General features: G+C 60.9%; 22 protein-coding genes and 1 pseudogene. 13 read left to right on the top strand and 10 right to left on the bottom strand.

Annotated features, from left to right (window positions below; all coding sequences use genetic code 11):
* Positions 1-253: 253 nt before the first annotated feature.
* The 4 genes and pseudogenes from AC3WQZ_RS30035 to AC3WQZ_RS30020 all read left to right on the top strand — a co-directional run.
* Positions 254-367, top strand: a pseudogene (locus AC3WQZ_RS30035) (DUF5131 family protein); the annotation flags it as partial.
* A 485-nt stretch (positions 368-852) separates the two neighbouring features.
* Positions 853-1,125 (top strand): hypothetical protein, encoded by a 273-nt coding sequence (locus tag AC3WQZ_RS30030; RefSeq protein ID WP_058698170.1) that lies wholly within the window; start codon positions 853-855, stop codon positions 1,123-1,125.
* A 54-nt stretch (positions 1,126-1,179) separates the two neighbouring features.
* On the top strand, positions 1,180-1,770 hold the full coding sequence (locus AC3WQZ_RS30025; RefSeq protein WP_058698171.1) for a hypothetical protein: 591 nt from the start codon (positions 1,180-1,182) through the stop codon (positions 1,768-1,770).
* 52 nt (positions 1,771-1,822) lie between these two features.
* Complete coding sequence (locus AC3WQZ_RS30020) at positions 1,823-1,975, top strand: hypothetical protein (RefSeq protein ID WP_158577659.1); 153 nt, start codon at positions 1,823-1,825, stop codon at positions 1,973-1,975.
* Positions 1,976-3,103: 1,128 nt separating this feature from the next.
* On the opposite strand, the gene AC3WQZ_RS30015 is transcribed toward AC3WQZ_RS30020, so the two are convergent.
* Positions 3,104-4,255, bottom strand: a complete 1,152-nt coding sequence (locus AC3WQZ_RS30015) for an integrase domain-containing protein (RefSeq protein WP_058698173.1) — start codon at positions 4,253-4,255, stop codon at positions 3,104-3,106.
* Between the two features lie 1,112 nt (positions 4,256-5,367).
* Here AC3WQZ_RS30015 and AC3WQZ_RS30010 point away from each other — a divergent pair.
* From AC3WQZ_RS30010 to AC3WQZ_RS30000, 3 genes are all read left to right on the top strand, one after another.
* Positions 5,368-6,369, top strand: coding sequence for a PRTRC system protein D (locus tag AC3WQZ_RS30010; protein WP_058698174.1), 1,002 nt, complete (start codon positions 5,368-5,370; stop codon positions 6,367-6,369).
* 11 nt (positions 6,370-6,380) lie between these two features.
* Positions 6,381-6,863, top strand: coding sequence for a hypothetical protein (locus AC3WQZ_RS30005; RefSeq protein WP_143010732.1), 483 nt, complete (start codon positions 6,381-6,383; stop codon positions 6,861-6,863).
* Positions 6,864-6,953: 90 nt separating this feature from the next.
* Positions 6,954-7,079 carry a hypothetical protein gene (locus AC3WQZ_RS30000; protein ID WP_256333827.1) on the top strand — a complete coding sequence of 42 codons (126 nt, stop codon included), beginning with the start codon at positions 6,954-6,956 and terminating at the stop codon, positions 7,077-7,079.
* Between the two features lie 83 nt (positions 7,080-7,162).
* Here AC3WQZ_RS30000 and ltrA read toward each other — a convergent pair whose 3' ends face one another.
* The gene (ltrA, locus tag AC3WQZ_RS29995; RefSeq protein WP_081050307.1) at positions 7,163-8,197 is read right to left on the bottom strand and encodes a group II intron reverse transcriptase/maturase; all 1,035 of its coding nucleotides are present in this window, start codon (positions 8,195-8,197) and stop codon (positions 7,163-7,165) included.
* Positions 8,198-8,214: 17 nt separating this feature from the next.
* On the opposite strand from ltrA, the gene AC3WQZ_RS29990 reads away from it, so the two are divergent.
* The 3 genes from AC3WQZ_RS29990 (at position 8,215) to AC3WQZ_RS29980 (ending at position 11,096) form a co-directional block, all read left to right on the top strand.
* On the top strand, positions 8,215-8,502 hold the full coding sequence (locus tag AC3WQZ_RS29990; protein ID WP_058698175.1) for a DUF5372 family protein: 288 nt from the start codon (positions 8,215-8,217) through the stop codon (positions 8,500-8,502).
* Positions 8,503-8,554: 52 nt separating this feature from the next.
* Positions 8,555-8,887, top strand: coding sequence for a DUF6788 family protein (locus AC3WQZ_RS29985; protein WP_058698176.1), 333 nt, complete (start codon positions 8,555-8,557; stop codon positions 8,885-8,887).
* 136 nt (positions 8,888-9,023) lie between these two features.
* Entirely contained in the window at positions 9,024-11,096 is a 2,073-nt protein-coding gene (locus tag AC3WQZ_RS29980; RefSeq protein WP_058698177.1) for a recombinase family protein, read from the top strand.
* A gap of 8 nt (positions 11,097-11,104) precedes the next feature.
* On the opposite strand, the gene AC3WQZ_RS29975 is transcribed toward AC3WQZ_RS29980, so the two are convergent.
* The 8 genes from AC3WQZ_RS29975 to AC3WQZ_RS29940 all read right to left on the bottom strand — a co-directional run bounded on the left by AC3WQZ_RS29975 (position 11,105) and on the right by AC3WQZ_RS29940 (position 17,639).
* The gene (locus AC3WQZ_RS29975) at positions 11,105-11,440 is read right to left on the bottom strand and encodes a reverse transcriptase family protein (RefSeq protein WP_176844252.1); all 336 of its coding nucleotides are present in this window, start codon (positions 11,438-11,440) and stop codon (positions 11,105-11,107) included.
* A gap of 1,000 nt (positions 11,441-12,440) precedes the next feature.
* Positions 12,441-13,664 carry an ISL3 family transposase gene (locus AC3WQZ_RS29970; RefSeq protein ID WP_492301804.1) on the bottom strand — a complete coding sequence of 408 codons (1,224 nt, stop codon included), beginning with the start codon at positions 13,662-13,664 and terminating at the stop codon, positions 12,441-12,443.
* Positions 13,665-13,817: 153 nt separating this feature from the next.
* Positions 13,818-14,027 carry a hypothetical protein gene (locus tag AC3WQZ_RS29965; protein WP_058698180.1) on the bottom strand — a complete coding sequence of 70 codons (210 nt, stop codon included), beginning with the start codon at positions 14,025-14,027 and terminating at the stop codon, positions 13,818-13,820.
* A 103-nt stretch (positions 14,028-14,130) separates the two neighbouring features.
* Positions 14,131-15,207 (bottom strand): primase-helicase zinc-binding domain-containing protein, encoded by a 1,077-nt coding sequence (locus tag AC3WQZ_RS29960; protein WP_058698181.1) that lies wholly within the window; start codon positions 15,205-15,207, stop codon positions 14,131-14,133.
* 212 nt (positions 15,208-15,419) lie between these two features.
* Positions 15,420-15,989 (bottom strand): single-stranded DNA-binding protein, encoded by a 570-nt coding sequence (locus AC3WQZ_RS29955; protein ID WP_058698182.1) that lies wholly within the window; start codon positions 15,987-15,989, stop codon positions 15,420-15,422.
* 12 nt (positions 15,990-16,001) lie between these two features.
* Positions 16,002-16,802, bottom strand: coding sequence for a hypothetical protein (locus tag AC3WQZ_RS29950; protein WP_058698183.1), 801 nt, complete (start codon positions 16,800-16,802; stop codon positions 16,002-16,004).
* A gap of 3 nt (positions 16,803-16,805) precedes the next feature.
* Positions 16,806-17,234: a hypothetical protein gene (locus AC3WQZ_RS29945; protein WP_058698184.1), complete on the bottom strand. Its 429-nt coding sequence runs from the start codon at positions 17,232-17,234 to the stop codon at positions 16,806-16,808.
* Between the two features lie 96 nt (positions 17,235-17,330).
* On the bottom strand, positions 17,331-17,639 hold the full coding sequence (locus AC3WQZ_RS29940; protein WP_058698185.1) for a hypothetical protein: 309 nt from the start codon (positions 17,637-17,639) through the stop codon (positions 17,331-17,333).
* A gap of 597 nt (positions 17,640-18,236) precedes the next feature.
* Here AC3WQZ_RS29940 and AC3WQZ_RS29935 point away from each other — a divergent pair.
* The 3 genes from AC3WQZ_RS29935 (at position 18,237) to AC3WQZ_RS29925 (ending at position 22,177) form a co-directional block, all read left to right on the top strand.
* Positions 18,237-19,445 carry a coiled-coil domain-containing protein gene (locus AC3WQZ_RS29935; protein ID WP_058698186.1) on the top strand — a complete coding sequence of 403 codons (1,209 nt, stop codon included), beginning with the start codon at positions 18,237-18,239 and terminating at the stop codon, positions 19,443-19,445.
* Between the two features lie 12 nt (positions 19,446-19,457).
* A complete protein-coding gene (locus AC3WQZ_RS29930; RefSeq protein ID WP_058698187.1) occupies positions 19,458-20,633 on the top strand; it encodes a FlhC family transcriptional regulator in 1,176 nt (391 codons plus the stop codon).
* 530 nt (positions 20,634-21,163) lie between these two features.
* Entirely contained in the window at positions 21,164-22,177 is a 1,014-nt protein-coding gene (locus AC3WQZ_RS29925) for a CAP domain-containing protein (protein ID WP_058698188.1), read from the top strand.
* Positions 22,178-22,696: the final 519 nt, after the last annotated feature.

Genomic DNA, 22,696 nt, shown 5'->3' with positions numbered 1-22,696 from the left:
AGCCGATGACGCCGAGGCCGCGCTCGTCGCCACCAAACGTGAGCGCCGGGACATCGAGGGCGACTGCGCGGAGCCGCGCTACGAGCTGGTCGGCCCCTATCGGACTCCTGCGGACTTCGAAGATGGCTGGACCGAGACCGATTACCCTTACTGTGGTCTCGGATCGGCCTATATCGGTCAAATACTGCTCGCCGAGGACGGCCAGCCCGAACGCGACACGCCGTACCATCGACATGTTCGAGGATGTGCCAGCATGAGTGAGAACACCCGTATCGAGTGGGCAGACCACAGCTGGAAACCGTGGCAGGGGTGCCCGAAAGTGGGCCCGGGCTGCGACAACTGCTATGCCGAGTACTCTGGCTCACGAACGACCCGGCCAGCGTCCGCGCCAACAACCTGCGTGTGCTGGAGGCGCACACGGCATGTCACCAGCGCCTGATGGACGCCGGCGGGGAGCGCAGAACCACCGTCTATGGTGATGGCGCCTACCGAATCCGGCCCCGGTCCTTTGGCGAGCCCACACCGGGCCGACTATCGCGAAATGTGCTCGAGCGGGGCCAGCGGTGCAGTACGGCAGGAAGCCGTAGCGCTCGGGTTGCCACTTCATGGCACCATGCAGCCGACGGCAATTCCTGAGTTCTTTGTCCGCTTTCTCACCGAACCAGGCGACCGGGTCATCGAACCGTTCCGCGGCACGGTTCGAACTGGCCTCGGCGCTGGACGTATTGGCCGACGCAGGCTCGTCTCAGAATGGATTCTTCAATATATCCGCCGTGCCGCCGAGTTGTTTCGAGAGGCCGCCGGGTTCCACCTCCACCCGGCCCTGCACTGGGCCAATCAACCAAGGTAGCAATGCAGCAGTTCGAAAACGACCAATCCGAATACCCGAAGCCTGAGACCGTCCTAGCCATCCGCGGCGCGATCGCAACCGGCCGCCACGGCGGTTCGATGGGGCCTGAGGGTCACTGGCTCAACGAGTTCTGGCAGATCGGCCGGACGCTTCGCGACCACAGCGAAATGCTGCAGGGCTTCCAGGGCACGGCGCGCCGCGGCCTGCTCAGCACTTCGACGCGATACCTCGCCATCAACGAGCCGGTATTCGAACAGCCCGACGAGCGATCTTAACGGGCAGCCGGCCGGTGCAAGGCATAATTCCGGCTTCTCCACCCGGACCTTGCCATGCCAACCGGCCTGCTCAACTGCGCCCACTGCGATGGCGCCCCCCTCTTCATCGCCGGCCGTCTGCAGGCTGTCGTCGTCTGTGAGGAATGCGGTATCTCAACGTCGCCAGTCCGCCTGGAATCCACCGACACGGACACCGCTTCTGCGCAGTTGCGCGCGATCTGGAACTCCCGGGTGGAACACCGGCCGGCAGACCAGCAGACGATTTCCATGCTCGCCCGGCGTGAGCTGACCTCGTCCGACATCCCCTATTTCCTGAACCTGCTCGCATCGACTACCACCGATTGGGCAACGAACGGGCCGAAATTCGCAGCCATGGCCGCAGCGTTGGCGCAGCCGGGTTTTCAGTTCAAGCACGTCTCGCCGCCGGAGACCGTCATCGAGGATGCCGGCCGCTATCGTAAGGTTGTTCGGCGATCCAAGGTTATCTATATCGATGGTGCCCCAATGGTCCGGTTCGAACACGTACCCGCCCTGACTGCGATCATCGCTGAAGAGGCGAAGGAGAACGACGAATGGCCGTTCCCAATTCTAGAAGAGTTCGTCGCCCGAGCCGTGGACAGCCTTCCGGATAGCACCGAACCTTGACTTCGCCCGGCCTGCGGCAAGCTGGAAGCGCTACTTTGATCTGGAAATCCAAATGCTGCGGCCGCCCGCCCTCTCGATCCTCTTCTTCCTCGCACCGACCAAGGTCGGCGCCAAGGACTTACCGGCACCAGCCTGTGCTTACGTATTCGCTCATGGCCAGCAGCCGGTCATCACCAAGGCCAGCCACACCCGAATTCTGTGCTAATGCGCATATGCGGTCATGCACTCCGCCCAGACGCGAACGGCGCTCTGGTCTGCGAACACCTCACTCGGGGGGCGGCTGATGCCGCTCGCGCGCTGCCGCGGGACAGCGACTTCTACGAGGAAGAGCGGTTGCCTGCCGGTGAGCGAGGCAGCTTGCGCGACTATGGACGTGGCGCTGGGCTCGACCGTGGCACCTGGCATCCAGCGCCGACTTTGGCGACAAGGCGTCGCAGGCCGAGAGCTTTAGGCTGGCAGGCCTTCCGGACGAAATCAGGGAAGCGGATTCGCCCCCGCAGCGCGCCAGCGTCGCGGATGAATGCCGACTTTTGCGCACCAGCCGCAGCCTACATCGCGCGCAATGATGCGGCACCTGCATACAGTGTAGTGAGCATCGCAGAACTGGTTCACTTTGCCGGCGTGGATCCCTTCCCATCGCTGCCAAAGTCGATGCGAATGTCCCCGATGGACTTGCCACCGCCCATGCCGGCATCCGGGCGAGCGGCCAGCGCGGGCGCGTTTCATTCGCCTGGCTGGCCAGCGCCGACTCGGCAAAGGCGGTGCCGGCTCCAGACGCTGTACAGGAGCTTGTCCGCGCGGCCGGCTCCTTGGTCGCGCTGGCGGCAGCCTACGCACGATCGTCCCCAACTCGCGTTCCACAGCGCACCGACCTTCACGGTTGTTGGATGAGCTCTTGCGGCCGTACGCTGGCTTTGCACGCAGTCGATTGTCGCGGTTCGATAAGGCAAAGCGATACCGGACGAAACGACCCAAGTGCAGGCCATGGCGCTACCAGTTCCTGCAAAAGGGATCGCAAGGACCGCCGTGAGTACGAGTATGGAAAGAACCAGCCAGCCCCAGTCCAGATAGCTTTGCTAGCTCAAAGACCCCCCAGTTGCCGCAACAGAAATGGCAACGTGCCGCTCGCGGCAGCGCTGGATCGAGCCCTCGCTAGATTTTGCTCGATGGAGCGACGCGGCTTTTCGGTAAAAGCGACCCTTCTCCTGCGAGCATTCTGGGAAAACAGTATGAGCATGCTCATACCTTCGCGATCGAGCGTTTGCCGATACTGGCCGGAAGGCCGGCCGACCAGCGTCGGATAAGAGCCCGCTTCCGAAGAGCAGTCCCGGCCTCAGCCCTCCTTCGCGAGAATTCGATAAAGCTTGGTCCTTGAAATCCCAAGCTGCCGCGCAGCCACTGCTTTGTTGCCATCGGCGGCCAAGATAGCGGCCTTGACCTCATTCAGAGTGGGTTCCTTCTTACCCAAGCTCAACTGGGTGGAATAGGTAGAAAGATAGGCATTCGCTTTGGTCGCCCGGCTGTGGCCAGCGGCCTCCACCACCTTGCGCATCGCTTCGCGGTGTGCCTCCACATCAACAACTGGCCCGCTCCCCTTCACAGCCGCCGGCTGGCCGCTCTCCCGCTTATACATCTGCTGCAGGTATTGGTGACGCAGCCCGTGCGCCGTCACACCGTCGCCGTCTTTGGTGATTCCGTGCTTCTCCAGAACGGTATAGAAGCGTCGGCGCCACCGAGTCTGGGAGAAGGAAGCAGGCATCAGCGTGCCTCGCTCCGGATTCGTGACGTATGCAAGTGTTGCCGCTTGCCCGAGCAACTCGTACTGCCAGCCGAACTCTATCGGGACCCGGCGGGCGCGCCCGCCTTTTGTGCCGTCATGCACGAGCAGCATTCCCGATGGCAGGACGTCCAAAGCAGGCCGCAATCGCCAGCTTTCCTTTGCTCGCAGGCCAAAGCCAGCTTCCAGCTTGAGCTGCAGTGCGACGTGGGCGTCCGTGACCGCGATCTCGGCGATCTTCGCCGCCGCATCAATGCCCTTGCCATCCCACGAACGGTCTTCGCGCGCAACATAGCTGCGCTCGTATCCGGCCGGTCGCTGCACATAGTCTTCGATTCGGCCGACCACGTTGGTCTTCCCCATCCATGACATCAGCGCACGCAGGTGGGTGAGGCGTAGCTCCACCGTTCCCACGTTCAGCTTGCGCTCCTCCACCCAATACTGGACCAGCCAGCGGATGTGCTTCTGCCGAATGCTGTAGGGCGAGGTTACGGCCATGCCACCAATGCTGCGCAGCTCCACGAACATGGCGAGAAGTGCCTGCACGCGCTGTCGCTGTGACATCTGCGACAGCGATCTGCCGCTAACTCGCGTCCCGCTATGCGGCAGGTGCAAGTGTTCCGCAGCCAGTACTGCGAACTCAGCCTTGAATCTCTCCGGCAGGTTGTATTGGTTAATGATGGGGCGCAGGTTGATAGTCTTAGTCATACGGCGTTCTCGAACTTTTGCGCTTCGCGCGTGCGGCCACGGGCGAGTGTCCGCCATGGGACCTCGCAGCTCGCTGCTGGACAGCGCCGACCCCCGATCCGGCTTTGTCCCCTCGGTGCTCCGGGGTACCACCCCCAGCTTTCCAGCCCACCCAGCCGGTCTTGCCACTACCTTCCTGTCCTTTAGCGATGCCAAACCGATCAGCCCTGAGCATGGAAGCAATGCGTCGTGACTGTCCGCAGTGCGGGCGCAGGCCTTCGCCTTGCACGCCGCTGCGCGGCCACCCTATCCGGTGCATCAATGGATGCCAGCCTGACGGCGCCAGGGATTTCGTCCTGGTGCAGCCGGCCGATGCCGTGATGAGTGATTACTTGTTGCGCCGTTCTGGTACCGGTAGCGCCCCCCGGGTCGATATTGCTCAGAAGCCTGCGTCCACCGCTCGTTCGGTACGCAAACAGCTCCCCGCCCCAAAGCCGGATCATCCCTGCTGCGGTGTGTCGGGCTTCGTGATCCGCGCCCAGCCAAGCGGCTGAAAGGGCGTCGGGCATTCGTGGAAATTCCACAGAGCACCTGTCCGGTGTCCGGCTTCGGAATTGTCCACACTGCGGTCTATTTTCACGAACAGACCGCCAATCGGCTTGGTATCGCGGTGTCCGGTGTCCTCACTATCCGACACGGTCCATTTGATTTAATTGAAAAAAATGCCGTTTCAATTTCCGGCGTGAACAACTGGCGATCGCAAGGCCCGAATGTCGGGGTTTTGCGTGCTGGATTTGCCGCGCAACTGGCGGCGAGGTCGATGCGTCGGGGACGCGGTAAGTGCTCGAAGCATATACCAGGCATGGGCCAAACGGCAACGTTTGCCACTGCAAAATCGCGAGCTTTCGGCGACTTGACTTCGATTTTCCGACGGTAGAGTGGGCTATGTCGATGTGCCATCTAATCCGACGCTCTCAAAGCAAGACCGACAAAGTCCGACCAAGTCCCAGATGCTCCCACCGACCTGAGGCGAGTGAATGGGGCTCGGAGGTACAAAGTCCCACTTGCTCGGAACACGAAGGACATTCGACACATCGGAGCCATCCACTTCAATGAATCGCCAAGGAGCACAAATGAGAATCTCGACCGTCGCAATCGATGTTGGCTACGGCAACACCAAGTCCGCCTTTCCGCTTGGCTCGGACATCGCAACCAACATGTTCCCCTCGCTGGCACCCATTGCCGCAACGTCCTCTCTCACCGCGCATACCGGCGGCATCTTCCGGGCTCGAAACGTAGTGAATGTGGAGGTCGATGGTGCGCGATACGAGGTCGGACCCGATGTTTCGCTGAGCGCCGCTCATGTCCATACCGGTCGCTCCCTGTCTGAGGATTATGTAACGACACCCAACTACGCTGCCCTGCTCGCCGGCTCGCTGCACTATGCCAATGCCATGGAAGTTGATCGGCTCGTCCTGGGCCTGCCGGTGCACAATACGCTGAAGTACGCTGCCTACCTCAAGGACCGTTTCACCGGCACCCATAACTTTGGGTGGGGCGACGTTCACATCAACAGCGTGCTCCCGCTGCCGCAGCCGCTGGGCACGCTGATTACGTACATCCAGCAAAACGGCAAGAAGTACGACCCTGAGAACGCATACCTGGTGATCGATGTCGGCTACTTCACAACCGATTGGGTGGTGGCGCGTGGCTACACCATGGACGACACGCGAAGCGGCGGGGTGCCTGGAGGCGTCGCGCGCATCTACCAACAGGTGGCAAGCCTCATCTCGGCTGACCGTGGGCATCCCACCGACAGCATCGAACGCATCGACAAGGCCATCCGCGACGCCAAGCCAATGGTGTTTTTCGGTCAGGATCTGGACGTTTCGCCCTACCTGGCAGAGGCCATGGCCGTCACCCATCAGCCGGTCAAGGAAATCCAGGCACGCGTCGGCCGCACCGACGATATCCGGGCAATCATCCTGACTGGTGGCGGGGCCCAGCTCTACGCCCCGACAATTCGTGCTGCCTTCCCGCACAACGTGATCCACATCATGGACGCGCCCTGCTTCGCCAACGTTCGCGGCTTCTATACCATCGGTTCCGCACGGCAAGTCGCCAAGGCCGCCTGAGGACGCCCGCCATGGACAAGCTCCAGATGACCGTGACGCTGTCCGCCGACTCGGCTCCTGATCTGCTCGCGTATCTGCGGCAGTTCCCGGGAGCTCGGGAGCGGGCGTTCATGCTTAAACTGCTCGCGCAACGGGGGCTGCAGCTTGTGCTCAGCGCTGGTCCCGACACGCTGCTGCGTCCTCCCACTGCTGCAACGACGCCGACCGTTGCAGCACCGGTACCGCCTCCACCGCTGCTGGCTCACCCCGAACCCTCAGGAGCGAGGGAGCGGGAGACCGCCGCACCATACGCTACAGTAGCCGCGATCCTGCCATTGTCGCCGGCTGCGGCAGGCCGGCTTGCTGCGGATCGACCGCAGGTTGCCTCAGCCCATGCACAGGAGCGGCCACGGGCTACACCGGCGCCCGCATCTGAGCCTGCCGCGGACGGTCCTGATCCGCTTGCGGGACTGGATCTCGGTGCGCTCAATGACGCAATGGCGCGATTCGGCTAAGCGAGAATCTGCGGCGCACGGCGGCGCTTGACTCCGCCTCTTCATGTGGCAACCTAATAGCATTCAGAGAAAACAGGAGGATACCGAGCCATGTTTGAATACCTGTCCACGACTCAAGGCATTAACCGCTTCGTCTTCACTGTCCTGATTGGGTGGTGTCTTCTGGAGGCCGTCCTGGTCGTCTACAACGGCGTCAAAAACCGAAAGCGCGGCTGATCTTCGATCGGGATAGGGGCAGGCCTCGCGGCCTGCCTCCTCCCACACCACCGTGCATACGGGTCCGTACACGGCGGTTCGGATCAGTTGATCGGCGATGGTCCCAGCGACGGAAGGCCCAACGAGCGGAAGTAACGATTCGACAGCGCCTTGTTCAGTGCCGGGCTGTGGCTTAGGCGCCAGACACCGTGGGGCGAACCCGCCGTTTGTGCGGCAAGGTTGCGGTCCACGCCTCGCGCAACTAGCTCCCGGAATCGGGTCCGGCCACGCTTCCACTGCGTCCAGAAGAAGCAGCGTAGGCGGCGTCGGGTCCATTCATCCAGTTGCTTGAGCACGCTGGGCGTTTCACAGAAACCAAAGTAGCCACGCCAGCCCGTCAGATATCGTTTCAGCGTGCCGATCAACTGGTCGACGCTGATCCCGCGCGAGCGTTGCGTCAGTTCCCGGACCCGATCCTTGAAGCGAGCCAGGGCCTTGGGCGCGATGCGCCTTCTGACCTGCTCCCGCCCCAAGAAGGTGAAGCCCAGAAACTTCCGAGTGTGTGGCCGGGCGACCGCGCTCTTCGCCTCGTTGACCTTCAACTTCAGCTTGCTGGTGAGGAAGGCTTTCAGCCCACCCATCACCCGTTGGCCCGCGCGTTCGCTGCGCACGTAGACGTTACAGTCGTCTGCGTACCTCACGAAGCGCAGTCCGCGTCGCTCAAGCTCGCGGTCTAGATCGTCGAGCAACAGATTGGATAACAACGGTGACAGCGGACCGCCCTGGGGCGTGCCCTCGTCCGTTGCACCAACCAGCCCGTTCTCCAGCACACCTGCCGTCAGGAAGGAGCGGATCAGCTTCAGGACGCGCCTGTCGCTGACCCGCTTCGCCACCCGGCTCATCAGGATATCGTGGTTCACGCGATCGAAAAATTTCTCGAGGTCGAGGTCTACAACCCAGCGATGCCCTGCCTGGATGTAGCCCTGTGCGCGCTCCACGGCCTGATGCGCCGAGCGTCCCGGACGGAAGCCGTAACTGGAGTCCGAGAACGTCGGGTCCCACTGCCTTTGCAGCACCTGCAACACTGCCTGCTGGACGAACCTGTCGAGCGCAGAGGGGACGGTCAGCGCGAACTGCACAAGCGCTCAACGAGCATTTGGGATGGGCTGAGATCCGCCATCCGTTTCATCCGCTCCGGGGCCAGCGTTTTCCGGTCCTGAAGACGCGCCGGGTGACAGGCGTCGACACATTGCTACTGGGTCATGTCGAGCGCGGCAGCTTCAGCATTGCCCGCGAATGGACCGACTGGGGCGCGCCTGCCGTCGAAGACGATTGCGAGATCCCTGTGTCTCGCTTCGATCTGGGCATGCTGCTGGAGCTGATCGCGTTGATCGACCAGCTTGCCGCTTCGTCCTCCAAGAAGTCATCAACCAAAGGAGCTTGATCAATGCATTTCATTGCCCTACTATCAGACCAGTTTTTAACGTGGTCCGCCAATGGAAGATATTCCGTCGTCAACATTACGCAGGCGTCGCGCGCAATTGCTCAAGCAAATGCCGGCGTTGGACACGCTCTTGCGGGGCTCGCTCATCGAACGCTACAAGCGCTGCGGCAAGCCCGGCTGCAAGTGCGCCGATGGCCCAGGTCATGGCCCCAAGTACTACTTGTCGGTGAGTTTTCCCGGGCGCCGACCACAAATGGACTACGTGCCACAGGCCGATTACGCCGACGTCACCGAACACCTGGCGAACTATCACCGGGTCCGCGAGATCATCGAGGAGATCTGCGAGATCAATCGCGAACTATTACGCCGCCGCGAGGCGCTATAAGGGGCGTCGGTGAGCCAGTCGCCGCTGTCGCTCACCAACTCCATCGACCTGCAATCGGCCGGCGTACTCATCGCCAACATGCTCGAAGCCTGGCTCATCGCAGAGCCCGCGCTGGAGTTGACCGAGGAGGCCGTCGATGAACACCAAGATCACCCCCCAACATCAGAGCAAGCCGGCGTACATCTATATCCGCCAATCGACGCTGGCCCAGGTGCGACACCATCAGGAGAGCACGGAGCGCCAGTATGCGTTGCGCGACAAAGCGCTGGCATTGGGCTGGCCACAAACGTCGATCCGGATCCTGGATCGGGACCTCGGTCAGTCAGGCGCGCAGATGACGGGCCGCGAGGACTTCAAGACGCTGGTGGCAGATGTCTCGATGGGGCACGTGGGCGCCGTGTTTGCGCTGGAGGTCTCGCGCCTGGCGCGCTCGAATCTGGACTGGCATCGCCTGCTCGAGTTGTGCGCCCTCACCCATACCCTGGTAATCGACGCCGATGGCTGTTACGACCCAGGCGACTTCAACGACGGCCTGCTGCTCGGTCTCAAAGGCACAATGGCACAGGCGGAACTGCACTTTTTGCGCGGGCGCCTCCAAGGCGGCAAGCTCAACAAGGCGCAGAAGGGTGAGCTGCGCTTTCCGCTCCCGGTTGGGTTGTGCTATGACGACGAAGGCCACATCGTCCTGGATCCCGATGACGAGGTGCGCGGCGCCGTGCAGTTGGTGTTTCGTCTCTTTCGAGAGACCGGCAGCGCATACGCGGTCGTCAAGCGCTTTGCCGAAGATGGCCTGCGCTTTCCGAAGCGCGCCTATGGCGGCGCCTGGGCGGGCCGGCTCATCTGGGGGCGCCTGAGCCATGAGCGCGTGATCGGCCTGATCAAGAATCCTTCGTATGCGGGCATTTATGTCTTTGGACGGTACCAGTACCGCCAGCGCATCACGCCACAGGGGGAGGTGCATAAGCGCGTGCAGCCGGTACCCAAGGCAGACTGGCGCGTCCATCTACCCGACCATCACGAGGGATACATCAGCCCGGAGGAGTTTGAGCGGAACCAGGCACGCCTGGCGGGCAACCGGACCAACGGTGAAGGCACCGTGCTCAGCGGTCCGGCGCGTGAAGGATTGGCGCTGCTTCAGGGGATGCTGATCTGTGGCTGCTGTGGTCGGGCGCTGACCGTGCGCTACCAGGGTAACGGTGGCATCTACCCAATGTACTTGTGCAATGCGCAGCGCCGCCAGGGTTTAGCGACCAGAGATTGCATGAGCGTGCGCAGCGACCTGCTCGACAACGCGATCGGCGAAGCGATGCTCGCGGCCCTGCGGCCAGCCGAACTCGAACTCGCCGTGACCGCCCTGAACGAACTCGAGCAGCGGGATCAGGCCATCATGCGTCAGTGGCATATGCGCATCGAACGCGCCGAGTATGAAGTCGCTCTTGCCGAGCGTCGCTATCAGGAATGCGATCCCGCCAACCGTCTGGTCACGGGCACCCTCGAGCGGCGCTGGAATGACGCGATGCTTCGCCTCGCAGCGATCAAGACGGAAGCCGCCCAGTTCCAGAGCCAGAAGGCGCGCGTTGCCACACCCGAACAGAAGGCCCAGATCCTCGCACTGGCGCGCAATCTGCCGCGCCTCTGGCGTGCTCCGGCGACCCCGGCGAAGGATCGCAAGCGCATGCTGCGACTGCTCATCCGGGACATTACGGTCGAGAAACTTCCCGCAACCAGACAGGTGGTCCTACACGTGCGTTGGCAGGGCGGCACCTGTACCGACACCACCGTGACTTTGCCCAAGCCGGTCGCCGACGCGATGCGCTATCCCACTGCAACCGTCGAGCACGTGCGCAAACTGTCGCAACATTTGTCCGACCCGCAAATCGCTGCGCACCTCAATCAGGAAGGCCTGCGCAGTTCAACTGGCAAATCGTTCACGCTCTCCATGGTCAAATGGATCCGCTTCCGGTACGGGATTGCGGCGACCAACTTCATGCGGCCTGACGAACTCACGGTTCAGCAACTCGCTCACCGACTGGGCATCAGTCCACACGTCGTGTATTACTGGATTGAGCGCCAAGTCGTCCACGCTCGTAAGCTCGACGGGCGGGGCCCATGGTGGATCACGCTGGATCCCGTCAAGGAACAGCAACTGCGGGACTGGGTGCGCACTTCAGGGCATCTTCGGGGGCAACATTCCCACACTCAACTGTGAGAGGTGCATTATGAGATCACCGTCGGTATGCCGAGATTGCGGAACTCCCCCGGTTTGCCGACTTTCGGGATCGAGACCTGCCGGACCGGTTGCGGCTGATAGGTCCGCGCACGCAGTTCTGCCTGCAGACGGTCCAGATGCTGGTCCGCCTGTTCGGCAAAGTCTGCCACGCTGATTCCATCGACACCGCCACTGCCCCGGTTGGCCCGGACTCGCTCCCAGGCGACTTCCAGATTCTTCCGTTGAAAAACCTTGTCAATTAATGAGTGGACCTTCCTTGCTTCCATCGGGTTGATCCAGTCAGACAGTCTCCTCGGGCGCGGATGTACGGGTATTTCACTCATGGAACTGATCCTCCTCCGTGTCCTTACTCACTGTCGTCCGGGCTCTTCCCAATCATCTTCGCCGGCTGCCTTCCCCGACCCACTTCTGTCGCCGATCGCTCGGTCACGTGGTTTTGGCCACGCTTCAGGTACTACTCAGCCGTCCGACTACTGGCACAGCACCGCTCGCCACTTCGCTCCTCGCTTATAGGCTCACTTCCCGCGGTGCCACCCGCAGACTGTGCCAGTCCTCCTGAGGTCACACGCTGTTCTTCCGTACCGTGCCGTCCGCAAACACCTTGGTGCGGTGGGTGAATGAGAACGCCTTCGCCCCCATACTGCGGGCTCGACCTTGCCCCACCTTTGGCCGACCGGTTCGTCATCGGGGCAGCCCCCATCGACTACGGCCCGGTACTTCTCCTCATGCCCTTCGGATTCCACCTCGCGGTGGACACCCTGCCCTCCGGAGACCTACGGGAAGGTGGCTCCAGGTCTGCCTTGGCTGTCTCCGGCTTTCGCCTTCGTGCCCGGTTAGGCATCTCCATACCTGCCTTCTCTCTCCGGCCAGCGAGGCATTACCCCCGCTTTTGGATATGACGCCCCTCATCTGAGCGTCAGAGGGACTTGAACCCTCCCGAACAACGCGCTGCTCAGCGCACAATATGGCCTCTGCTGACTTCTACACCGCCATCCCGACGCCTCTCGACGTCGGTAGCACCATGGCAGCGGTGCAGATCTCCCCGGGTATGACGCACCCACCTTCACGCTTATGCCTGTCGGATATACGCCGCACCGTTCCGTGCAAGTACTGGGCTTTGGCAATTTTGGCTACCTCACCCCGATACGACGCCTCATCCGCTTCCTGTTCGTCAGGCCAGCGCTTTGCCTCGGACTTCCTTCAGACTCCCAGTCGCCCGGGAAACCCTTGTCTCTGGCTAACACTTCCCCTTGCCGGGTGTGTAAGGGACTTGCACCCTCAAGTGAGTGCGCCCTGCCGGGCGCACCAAAAAAAAAAGGTTCTTCACCGATTTCCGGGGAAGGCCGCCCGGATCTTCAGGAAGAAGTAATGGTCATCGCGGAAGCCATAGGCCATCCGTTTGATGACCTTGATCCGGTTATTGATGCCTTCCACCAGATTGGTTCCCAACGGCCAGCGGCTGTGAGCCAGGATGCCGGGTAAATATGGCTTGAGGCGTTTGGCGAACAGGCACAGAGGTGCGATGCCGCTGGCCATTGCGCGCTCGTACCACCCTTGCCAGAAGCGCCGGGCGTAGCCGGGATGCCGATATGTCCAGAGCGTCTTGAGATCGTCCTTGAGCACGTAGACGGTCATCAGCGCTTGGTTGGCAGCCAGTATTTCATCAAGCCGGATCTGATCGGCCTCACGCGTGACGTTCTCCCGATTGCGCAGCAGTAACCAACGAGAAGACTTCACCACCTGACGAGCGGTCTTGTCGCCGCGCAGCCGATTAGCCTCATCCACCCTGACGCGGTCGATGACCTCACGACCGTACTTGGCCACCACGTGGAACAGGTCATAGACAACCTCCGCTTGCGGGCAGTGCATCCGCACTTCCAGGTCGTAGGCGGTATTCATGTCCATCACCGCGGCGCGAAGCCGGGCACAGCCTTCAGGGCCAAGCAGCTTGAAGAAGGGCCGGATTTCCTCTCGGGAGCGACCGCGCCCGACCCAGAGTACCCGCTTGCTCGACGGCTCGACGATGACTGTGGCATAGCGATGGCCCTTCTGGATCGCAAACTCGTCCATCGCGATCACCGTGACCCCGCTCAGATCGACCGGTCCCAATTCCCGCTCAAGATGGCGCAGATCGATGCGCTTGACCGTGGTCCAGGCCAACCGGTAGAAGGCCGCGACATGGCGCAACGACATGACCTTGCACAGTTGCGCTACGCTGGCCGCAAGCCGCGTCGTAACCCGCGCATAGGGCGCGAGCCAGTCCAGGCGCTCCAGCTTCGGGCCACATCGCCGGCAAGCCAGACGAAGTCGCGGCACGATCAGCTCCACCGGAATCTCGAACACAGGCAGATCCCGCACGCGCCGCTCTACCCGATCATGGATACTGCTAACGCCCCGACCACAGCCATCGCAGCACCGCCTACGGCGCCCCTTAGGTTCCAGCCGGATGATGCAAATACGCTGCCCATTGCGGGTCTCTTCCCAGCTATCGCGCAGGCGATAGCCTTCCCAGCAGCCGAGCTGGGCCATACAATCGCGTGGGGCCAACCTCCACCTTCCTGATTCTTGTTGTGTCGCAACTCCAAGATAACAGTGGTGGGCTTGTTGGCCCTTTTTGTTTCTAAACGGTCACGCAGATCGGCGAAGAACCAAAAAAAAGCCCAGCAGTTTGCTGGGCTTTTTTGTGAATGGGATGGCCTCTCAGTGAAGAGTCGGCGCCAAACAGTAGTCGAGGGCGGAATCGAACGAGAACTTCCGGTCTAGGAACGTGAAGCCACCGGACGGCTCTCGGCGGTACACATCGAAGAATTGCGCTTCCGATTGTCCGGCCTGAACTTCCGTAGCGGCGGTCGCACGCATAGCTTGGATATGCAGTTTATTGATGATTGCTGTGAAACCCTTTTGCGGCATTGCTTTTCTCCTCGGAGAGCCTGCCAAGGGGGGACTCCTTCCCTGTGGGAAGGACCCACAGGGCAGAGGTTAGGTAAGGCGCCACCGGCTGGTGGCGAACTGATCAGGCGGTAACAGCCTGTTGAGACATCAGGCGCAACTGGTACTCGGTGCGCCATTGATCGCAGAAGTCGGTTCCACGAACCTTTGGTCGATGCATGACGGTGTGCAGCCCTTCGGCGCGCAACCGCTTTTCCAACGCGAGCGCGTCGGCCATGCCTGGGGACTTTCGGGTCTTCGGGTCGATCCTGTCAAAATCCGCGAAGATGTGGACCGTGCGGATGCCCAGGTCCGGCGGCACCACAAACTGACTCAGCAGTACCCGGTTGAGGCAATTCCATGCCGGCACGCCGAAGAGCATGTACGCCGCATAGGCGCTCTCCAGCCCTTCCGCGACACCAACTTCACCATCGCGCGGTTGCATCAGACGCACTGCACCACCGGTCAGCGGCAACGCAGACACACCATTGCGCTTGGCCGGGAGGATCTCCCCATCCGCAGTGATTATCGTCGCCTTGGCGGGCTGTCGCGGGTCGAGCGACGTGCGATGCACCGTGGCCATGCGCCCATCTGGCCGTGTGAATTGCGCAACGATGGTCGGGTAGCGGCCAACAAGCTGGCCTTCATACCAATAGTCCTGCACCGCCAGGCGCAAGGCCGTTGGCCGCGGCGCGCGCAGGCCAGGAACCCGGGCAGCAAGATAGCGCATGGCGTGATCGCCAGGCACCAGCCCGGCAGCAGCTTCCCACTGCTTCGCAATACGCCGCATCTTGGTGGCGGGATCTACTGCTTTCCCCCGGCGAGCTGAATTTGGCCTCGTAAAGGGGGGGTCGATCGGCACAGCCCGCTCGCCATTCAAGTCCCGCCACAGTTCCGAGTAGGTCATGCCGGTGTAGCAACGCACGAGCTCGAGGCCGTCGCCGGCTTTCGGATTCCCTGCATTGCACTTCCGGCAGACCCAATCGCCGCGGCCGCGTTTGTTGTCATAGGTAAAGCGGTCATGGCCACCACAGAGGGGGCACGGACCTGGGCGTCCTCGCCAGAAGTTGTCCGTCAGGACTTCCGCTGGCACGTACTGCCTCACCAGAGCGTCCCATTGAGCGGGCGTCCAGCTTTTTACGATATCACTCAGTTCTTTCATGGGATGGCTCCAGGTGGAGGGTTGGTCGATGCCTGAGACAGGCGAAGGAACGCTTGCTCAAAAGACATCCCGGCCGAGGCCAGAAGGTCTTTTCAGCATTGCGTTTAGCTGAGGGGAATATGGGGATTTGGCCGAGCGGCCGAGAAAGGCACCGCTGCTACCGGGCAAGCCGGTAGCAGTTAGTTCAAAGAGGCACTTCTTGGAGGAGCGCGTCAGTACATCGGCGCGCCATCGTTGCGGAAGGGAATGCCATCGAGCACTGCAGGTCGCGCGAAGGGAATCTCATTGTCGTCGAATCCGCCGAATCCACCCGACGGCGGTTGCGCAGGCTGCTGACGCGCCGCGCCCGAGCGTTGCGTTGGCGGAGCCGAGCGCTGCTCGCTCCCACGACGCTGCTGCGAATCCGCTCGCTCTGCGCCGGCATCGCCGTCGTCATCGTTGACACCCGCGCGACCACTGAGCATCTGCATTTGATCGGCGACGATCTCGGTACTGTACTTGTCCTGGCCGGACTGATCCTGCCACTTGCGCGTACGAATGCGGCCTTCGATGTAGACCGGCGAACCCTTGCGCAGGTACTGACCAGCAATTTCTGCCAGCTTGCCGAAGAACGAAATGCGATGCCATTCGGTGGCTTCCTTCATTTCGCCGGACTGCTTGTCCTTGTAGCGATCGGTGGTCGCAATACGGATGTTTGTCACCGCGTCGCCACTGGGCATGTAACGAGTTTCAGGATCTGCCCCGAGGTTGCCCAGGAGGATGACTTTGTTGACGGATGCCATGGTGCTTCCTATTCAATGAACGAGATTGATGTTCCAGACCCACCTGTCCCAGAGCTTCTGCTCTCCGGTCCTTGGGTCCTTAATGGGATCGCCAGTCTTCTTATCGAAGGCTGGCACCTTTTCCTTGCGCAGGCGTTTGACCGCAACACGGTCACCCAGCTTGCAACCGGCTTCTGCGAGAGCGTCCTTCAGACCTTCGCCCTGCAGGGTCTTCTCGCCGGCACTCGTGTACAGCTTGACGGCAAACGAAGTGTAGGTACGAGGCCCGCCAGACTTACGGTTGGGGAACTCCATTTCGCCCCACTCGATGAGCTTGCCCACGGTGTAGGCGGAAGAGGAACCCTTTTCAGAGGAGGCGCTTCCGCCCCCTTCCCGCTCGCCGTCTTCGCGTTTGCTGCGCGATGGCTGGGCGCCATCCAAGCTACGCGTTGGCTGAAAGCGGCGCCCTCCTGCTGGCGCGTCACTACTTGTCGGCACGTCCGGCGTGAGTTCGCGCTCGGCTTGAAAAATGACGTCAGCCGCGACCTTCTCCAGCGCTTCGCCTGGATGCACGCTGACCTGTTTCCAACGAGGGATCACCTCCGGCAGCAGCTTGTCGCCATACGGCGTGCTTTGCAGCCGATGATGAAAGCCCCCAACGAAGTGGATCACGCGATCACCTTCGTCCCGAAGCAGATGGGGGACGCCGTGAACATAGAACTGCCGCTCGTTGGCGGCGCCCGTGCCGACCGGGATCGTGCTGGGAGAGGATGACCCTCTGTGTTCCGCGCTCAGAACACCGGCCACACGCTTGATGAGATTGAGCCAAGTCATGGTCTAAAGAAGGGAGCCACAGCACAAACGTCGGACCACATCGAGGTCGCAACGCAGCCTGGCATGATTGAGAATCACGTCTTGCAGGGTCTCAGGGTCGACCCCGGATACTGCGCAGACGTAGCTATATGGCAACGCGCCATTCCAGTAGCCAAAGATCCAGCCGAGCGTCATCGAGTATTCCTCCAGATCGAGAGGCCGATTGCGCATGCGGGCACGCAGCATCTCGGCACAGTCGATGAGGGACTCCGGCATGTTGTCGCCGCGCCGGCTATCGCAGGCGAGGCTGATGAGAGCGTCGACCATTTTCTCGCGCACCGCCTTGCTCCAGAGAGAAGGGTCGGGCAACGGGTCGAGCTTGGGAGGGGGCACTACGATGGCGGCCGCCTCACCGAAGAAGTCGAGCTGCCATCCCGCTGTTGTCGTTTCCATGATGGTCTCCGGACAGGCACCCGGAGACCCGCCAGCCGGCGGATAACGGGTACCCGCGACAGGTGGAAAGCGCCGCCTCAGAGAGGCGGCAACGGATCAGGAACGGTCGTGCGTTCCCGCTCGACGAAGCGGCGTCACCACAGCCGAGCGTTCATACGGTTGCTCGAGCGGATCTCCCACTTGATGCGATTCGTGCTTCGATTTGGATTGGGTATCCGGCATCGAAACCTTCGGCGCTGCGGGCACGGCCTTGTTCCAGACCATGGCCCGGTGATACAGGAATGACAGTCCAACGACGGTCACAAAGGCACCGACGATGAACGACTGCGACGCCATGTACAACACCATGCAGAGCATGAAGAATTTGAATGGACGCTTGATGAGATTCGTGACAAAGGATTCCATAGTTTCTCTCCAGAAACGTTGCAAGGGATTTCCTGGCAGATGCCAGGCGATGGTTCGATGCTCCGAGGGAGCAAGGAATCTCTGGAGGAACAGCTGCGCTTCAACGCGCTTGCGGCATGCAGTAGCGCATGGCGAAAGCACGCTGGCGTGGGCGGGGGACTATGAGATTGAGCGCTGCCGCCATTCGGCGCGCACTAGGTCGATGCGTCTGAACGCAGGTTTGTCACGATCCTAACGACAGAGGATCAAGGAAGGTAGGCAGAAAGCTAACCAAAACACGGTGGCTTTCCGGGAAAAACGCATGAGCATGCTCATGGTTTGAGGTCGCGTCCGCAAATTAAGGTTTGTTTATTTCTGTTTTTCGAATGTCTAATATCGACCCCTAACGTTAGGGGTAAACCCCTAAATTCCCGGGCAAACGGTACCGATAAGCGAAGCATAAGCAACCAGCTTTGCACCTGTCCCGGCAAATGACACCCCTAAATGAAGAGCTTTTGCTGACCAAAAGGCGTCGCACGTTCCGTACTCTCCATGAGGACTTGACAACGCTTCTGGGCCGTAACGCTGGTTGTCAGGTTCCTTCCAAGTGAGCGAAAAATGCCGCAGAAAAAAATCAAAACTGAAGACGTTCCTGCCGTGCGGGCAGACATCGTGAATTTCCCTGTGCAACCTGAGGTCTCCCGAGCGGAGATAGCCTTACGCAATGCGCTCGGGACTGTCCCAGTCAACGAGGACGCATTCAGCCGTCTTCTTCAATGTGTCCGAAACATTCAGCGCACGAAGGACAAGATCTCTCGTCTGCTCCAGGACCTTGGGGCGGACCTTCAGCTCATGCATGAATCAACGACGGAAATCGTCGCTGCTGAGTATGGCGACACCCGAGCGGCACGGTCACGCGCGCGGGAGATGTTCTTCACCATCGCTGAGGACGCACTCGACCTCACTCGTAGCCAGGCACAGCTATACCTGAGTCTCTACCATCGCTTTCTTCAGCACAACGGCGCGCTTTCGAAGCTCAATATTGGTGAACTTATGGTTCTACGCCGGCGTGACTACTCCGCGGAGGAAATTGACGCGGTCATCGAATTCAAGGAGAACGACCCGGCCTACCATCGCAAGGACATTCGCAAGTTCGTCGAGCGGCTTCGTAAGCAGGAGGAGGAGGTTATCGACGTCCAAACCAAGTTGGACATCGCGACAGCGGAACTTGCAAGTACGGTTTCCGAGAATGCCGACAAGGATTTTGAGATTAGGCGCCTCAACACTGAGCTCGGACGATTGGCGTCAGAACGCGACGCGGATCGGGAAGCGCTGAGTCACGTACGGGAGGAGATGACCCGGCAAAACTTGAGCTACAGCGCTATCCGGATGCAGATCGATGATCTGGAGCGCGAGAAGCGAGAGCTGCAGGACCGCATGGCGTTCTCGAAGGCCAATACCCGCCCGGAAACCGTTGAAGTGCAAGTGGTTCCGCTAGGCTACGCCTCCCTGGAAGACGCCCTGGCCGCCAAGAATGACGAACTCTCCGCGGCAAAGGCAGAGCTGGCCGATATCCAGTCGCGGCGCCAGCAGATTGAGGACGAAATCGCAGAACGCTCGTCCGTCCTGGATAAGCGTGCGCGCGCCCGTGATGAACTCGCCAAACTGGTGACGGAATTCGAGCAAGTCGTTTCGACATTCGCGTCGGTGCAGCTCGCCGTACAGATGGCCGGAGACGTTTCCGAATTCCGCCCGGCCTTGACGGTGCTCGACAGCATCGTCTCACGTCTCCACGCCGACATTCGCTCGGCCCTGAATGCCCGATGAGAGCAAAGAGCTATGCTACAGCACTCCCCCACCGCCGAGTTTGAGCGTTTGCGACTCACCAGGATGACATGCGATCGGATTCGGTCGGCAAACTATCACCTCACCGATCACCTTGCGGAACTGCTCGGCGCGCACCCTGAGCTTGAGCAGATGCTGCATATTGGCAAAGGTGGCGTCGACAAGGTCCGCAAGGCGGAGGCCACGCAACGCGATTTGATGGGCACCCCGTTCCTCGTTGTCGTGCCGACGCTCTCCGAGGTACAGGACTGGCGTTGCTTGAGTGAAAACACAACGACCACACTGGCCGTCGACACACTGCGTTCTCAGTTACCTGGCTGGACCAACGACGACAAGCTTCGCTTGTTCTACAACAATCGCCATTACATTTGGCTGATGGTCGAGTTGCTCCACGTCAGCATTCTGGCCGCGCCGCTTCTCGGGATCACCAAGGAGCTAGCAGAGTATCTGCGTTCGCTCCCGCAGCACGTCCTTGACACGGCCATTGCGCGGGTGGACTTCCCGATTTTCCGTTGGCGCCTGCATAGCAAGACTTTCTGGATCGACTTTGATTCCAGTCGGCTGGGGACCGATTCGAAAGGGCATCACTTCCTGACCTCCACCCCGCTGCGCGCCGATCGCTTGGCGACGAAGAACAGCTGGACGAACCTCCGGTTGGAGCCATTCCAGAAGAAGGTCTACAGCGAAATGATGGTCCGAAGCTACTGCCGCGCCTCGACTATCACATCGCTGCTGGGCATAACCTCGACACGTACCCGCAAGCTGTTCCACCTGATCCACGGAAAATCCTCTCCCTCCGGTCAGCTACCGACGTCGACCGCCTGGTACTTCGAACATCCTACCCATCGCCTTCAGGCGACGACCATCGTCACGCTGTATCGCATTGCATTGGCGTTCGGCGCCAATGTTCCGGAGGCATTCATCGCAGCCTACGATCTTTTTGAAAAATTCTTCGGAACTTCGTCCAAGATCTCTGCCGATCGGGCATGTCACATTTGCCGAACCATGTCCACCGATGCGCAATTGGAATTGGCACCTTGCAGGGTATGTCGGACCCCCTATCTCATTGCAAACGCGGCGCCCCGTATTGAACTCAGCCACGCATTCTCCTGCCCCGGCTGCAGTGGGCTACTTGGCGGTCCAAATGGCGCGGCGCGCCGGCACAAATAGATCAAAGAGGACTGAAGGATGATGAGTACCGCTATTCTATTCGTTCTCGTCTTTGTAGTGCCCCCGGTCCTGGCATACATGCTCGCGCGGCAATGGGGATGAAGCGGCTGGAAGTGGGCGTTGATCTGCTTCTGCACGCATTACATCGGCCTCTTCCTGCTGTATCTGCTGCCGTCAAGGGAGACCCCAAAGCTTCAGCAGTACTGCGAGAAGCATCCCGAATGCGCAACGAATATTGGCATGGCCTGCTATTGCGGATCGCGCAGCATCCGCCTGTGGCGCGAACAACGGTTCCTCTCCATGCGGCAGCACCATATTTGCAACCACTGCGGCCGGACCCCTTACACCACTGATGCTGAAGCCCCACCTTCAGGGGGTCAAAGTTGGCTTTAGTTTGTCGTCTAGATGGTGTTCCCCTTCGTGTATGCTCACGCCGGCCGAAGGCTGGGCGCGGACTTGACTTTGCGCCCCGGACGTTAAGCTAAAAATAACGGACCGATCCCCGGCCGATTCAAAATCAGAGAAGAAAAATGCAAAACTCCAAATTCGCTTTCTCGGTCCTGGCCACGGCCACGGCGCTCACTTTGGCCGCATGTGGCGGTGGTGGTGGCGACGACGGTGGCTCCAAGCAGGAGCCGAGTACACCAACCACGCCAACGGTTCCGCAGGCTCCGACGTCGGTGCCGCCGGCGACAACGGTCTCCGCCCCTTCGTACCCCAGTGGCGACCTGCGTCTGGCAGCGTTCAATGCCCTGAGCGACTATCGGATCAAGATGGGCGTCGGTGCCCTGAAGCAAGATACAGCCCTCGATGTTGCCGCGGACAACCACGTCGCGTACCTGAAAGCAAATTCTGCGGTTGGCCACGACGAAACTGCCGGCAAGCCCGGCTTTACCGGTGCAACTCCTTACGAACAGGGCGTAGCCGCGGGTGCCTCGAAGGACCAGTGGATCAGCCAAGCGGCAGATGGTTCCATCGGCTGCCTGGCGGACTTTAGGAACTCGGTGTATCACCTGCAGGGCATCACCAGCAACCAGGAGACGATCGGCCTTTCCATTCGTGACGGTTATTGCGTTATGAATTTTGGCGTAAAGACCGGTGCAAACGGCAGCGGATATGGCCTCCCGCAGTGGGGTGGACAGCAAATGGCGACGAACGCCTTTGCTTATTCTCCAATCGACGCCGAAAGCGTCCCAGGAACATTCACCGCCACCGCCGAGTCGCCAAGCCCGGCACCAGATCTGCCGAGCGCAGGCCACCCTGTCATGTTCAGGGTTCCAGCTCCCAATGCAAGTGACGTGCTGACGGTCTCAAACTTTATCCTCACGGGCCCAGCGGGTAACGCAGTTCCCGCCAGAGTTCTGGTTGCCAGCGCCGCGAAGCCGAGCTCAGTCGCTTCGGCTATCTCGGATCCCTACGTCTACAGTGGAGTGGCCTTCCTTCTCCCTACCCAACCGCTCTCGGCTGGCACTTACACCGCAACTTTCGCGGGCGCTCGCAACGGCGTAGCCATCAGCAAGTCTTGGAGCTTCACGGTATACTGACGTAGCGCCAAGCTGCAAAATTGGAAATGGCCCGCATCGATGCGGGCCATTTTCTCTTCTTCCGCGGGCTAGTCTCACTGCACTGTAGCGCCGTTATTACAAACACTGGCCGGCGCCAGGTATGTCCAAGTGAAGCACGTCCCTGGGCCGTTGCTGCCGCCGCCGGTCAAGGCCGAGTCGAACCCAGGCCCAGTAACGGCTTGAAACTGCATTGACGGTGTGCCATGAGTGATGACCCACCCGTTCACGACCGTCGACGCCCCCGGATTTCTCACGGTGACCAGCGCAGACGTCAATGCTGCGTATCCGCCAGAAGCTTTCAACTGATCGTAGGGGACACTGCCGAACAGCACATACTCTACATTACTGCCCCCGAAACCTTGCCGGGATGTGTACGAGTATGCGTACGGGGTAGCCGCTGGAACCGGCACGCCGCCACCCGCCGCAAAGCCGCCAGCAACAAGCACAAACGTCACCGTGTTTGGCGGTGGTGGAGGCGGTGGTGGAGGTGGTGGCGGC

The sequence above is a fragment of the Cupriavidus sp. FW305-26 genome (genome assembly GCF_058787975.1).
This window is presented reverse-complemented; position numbering and strand designations above follow the sequence as displayed.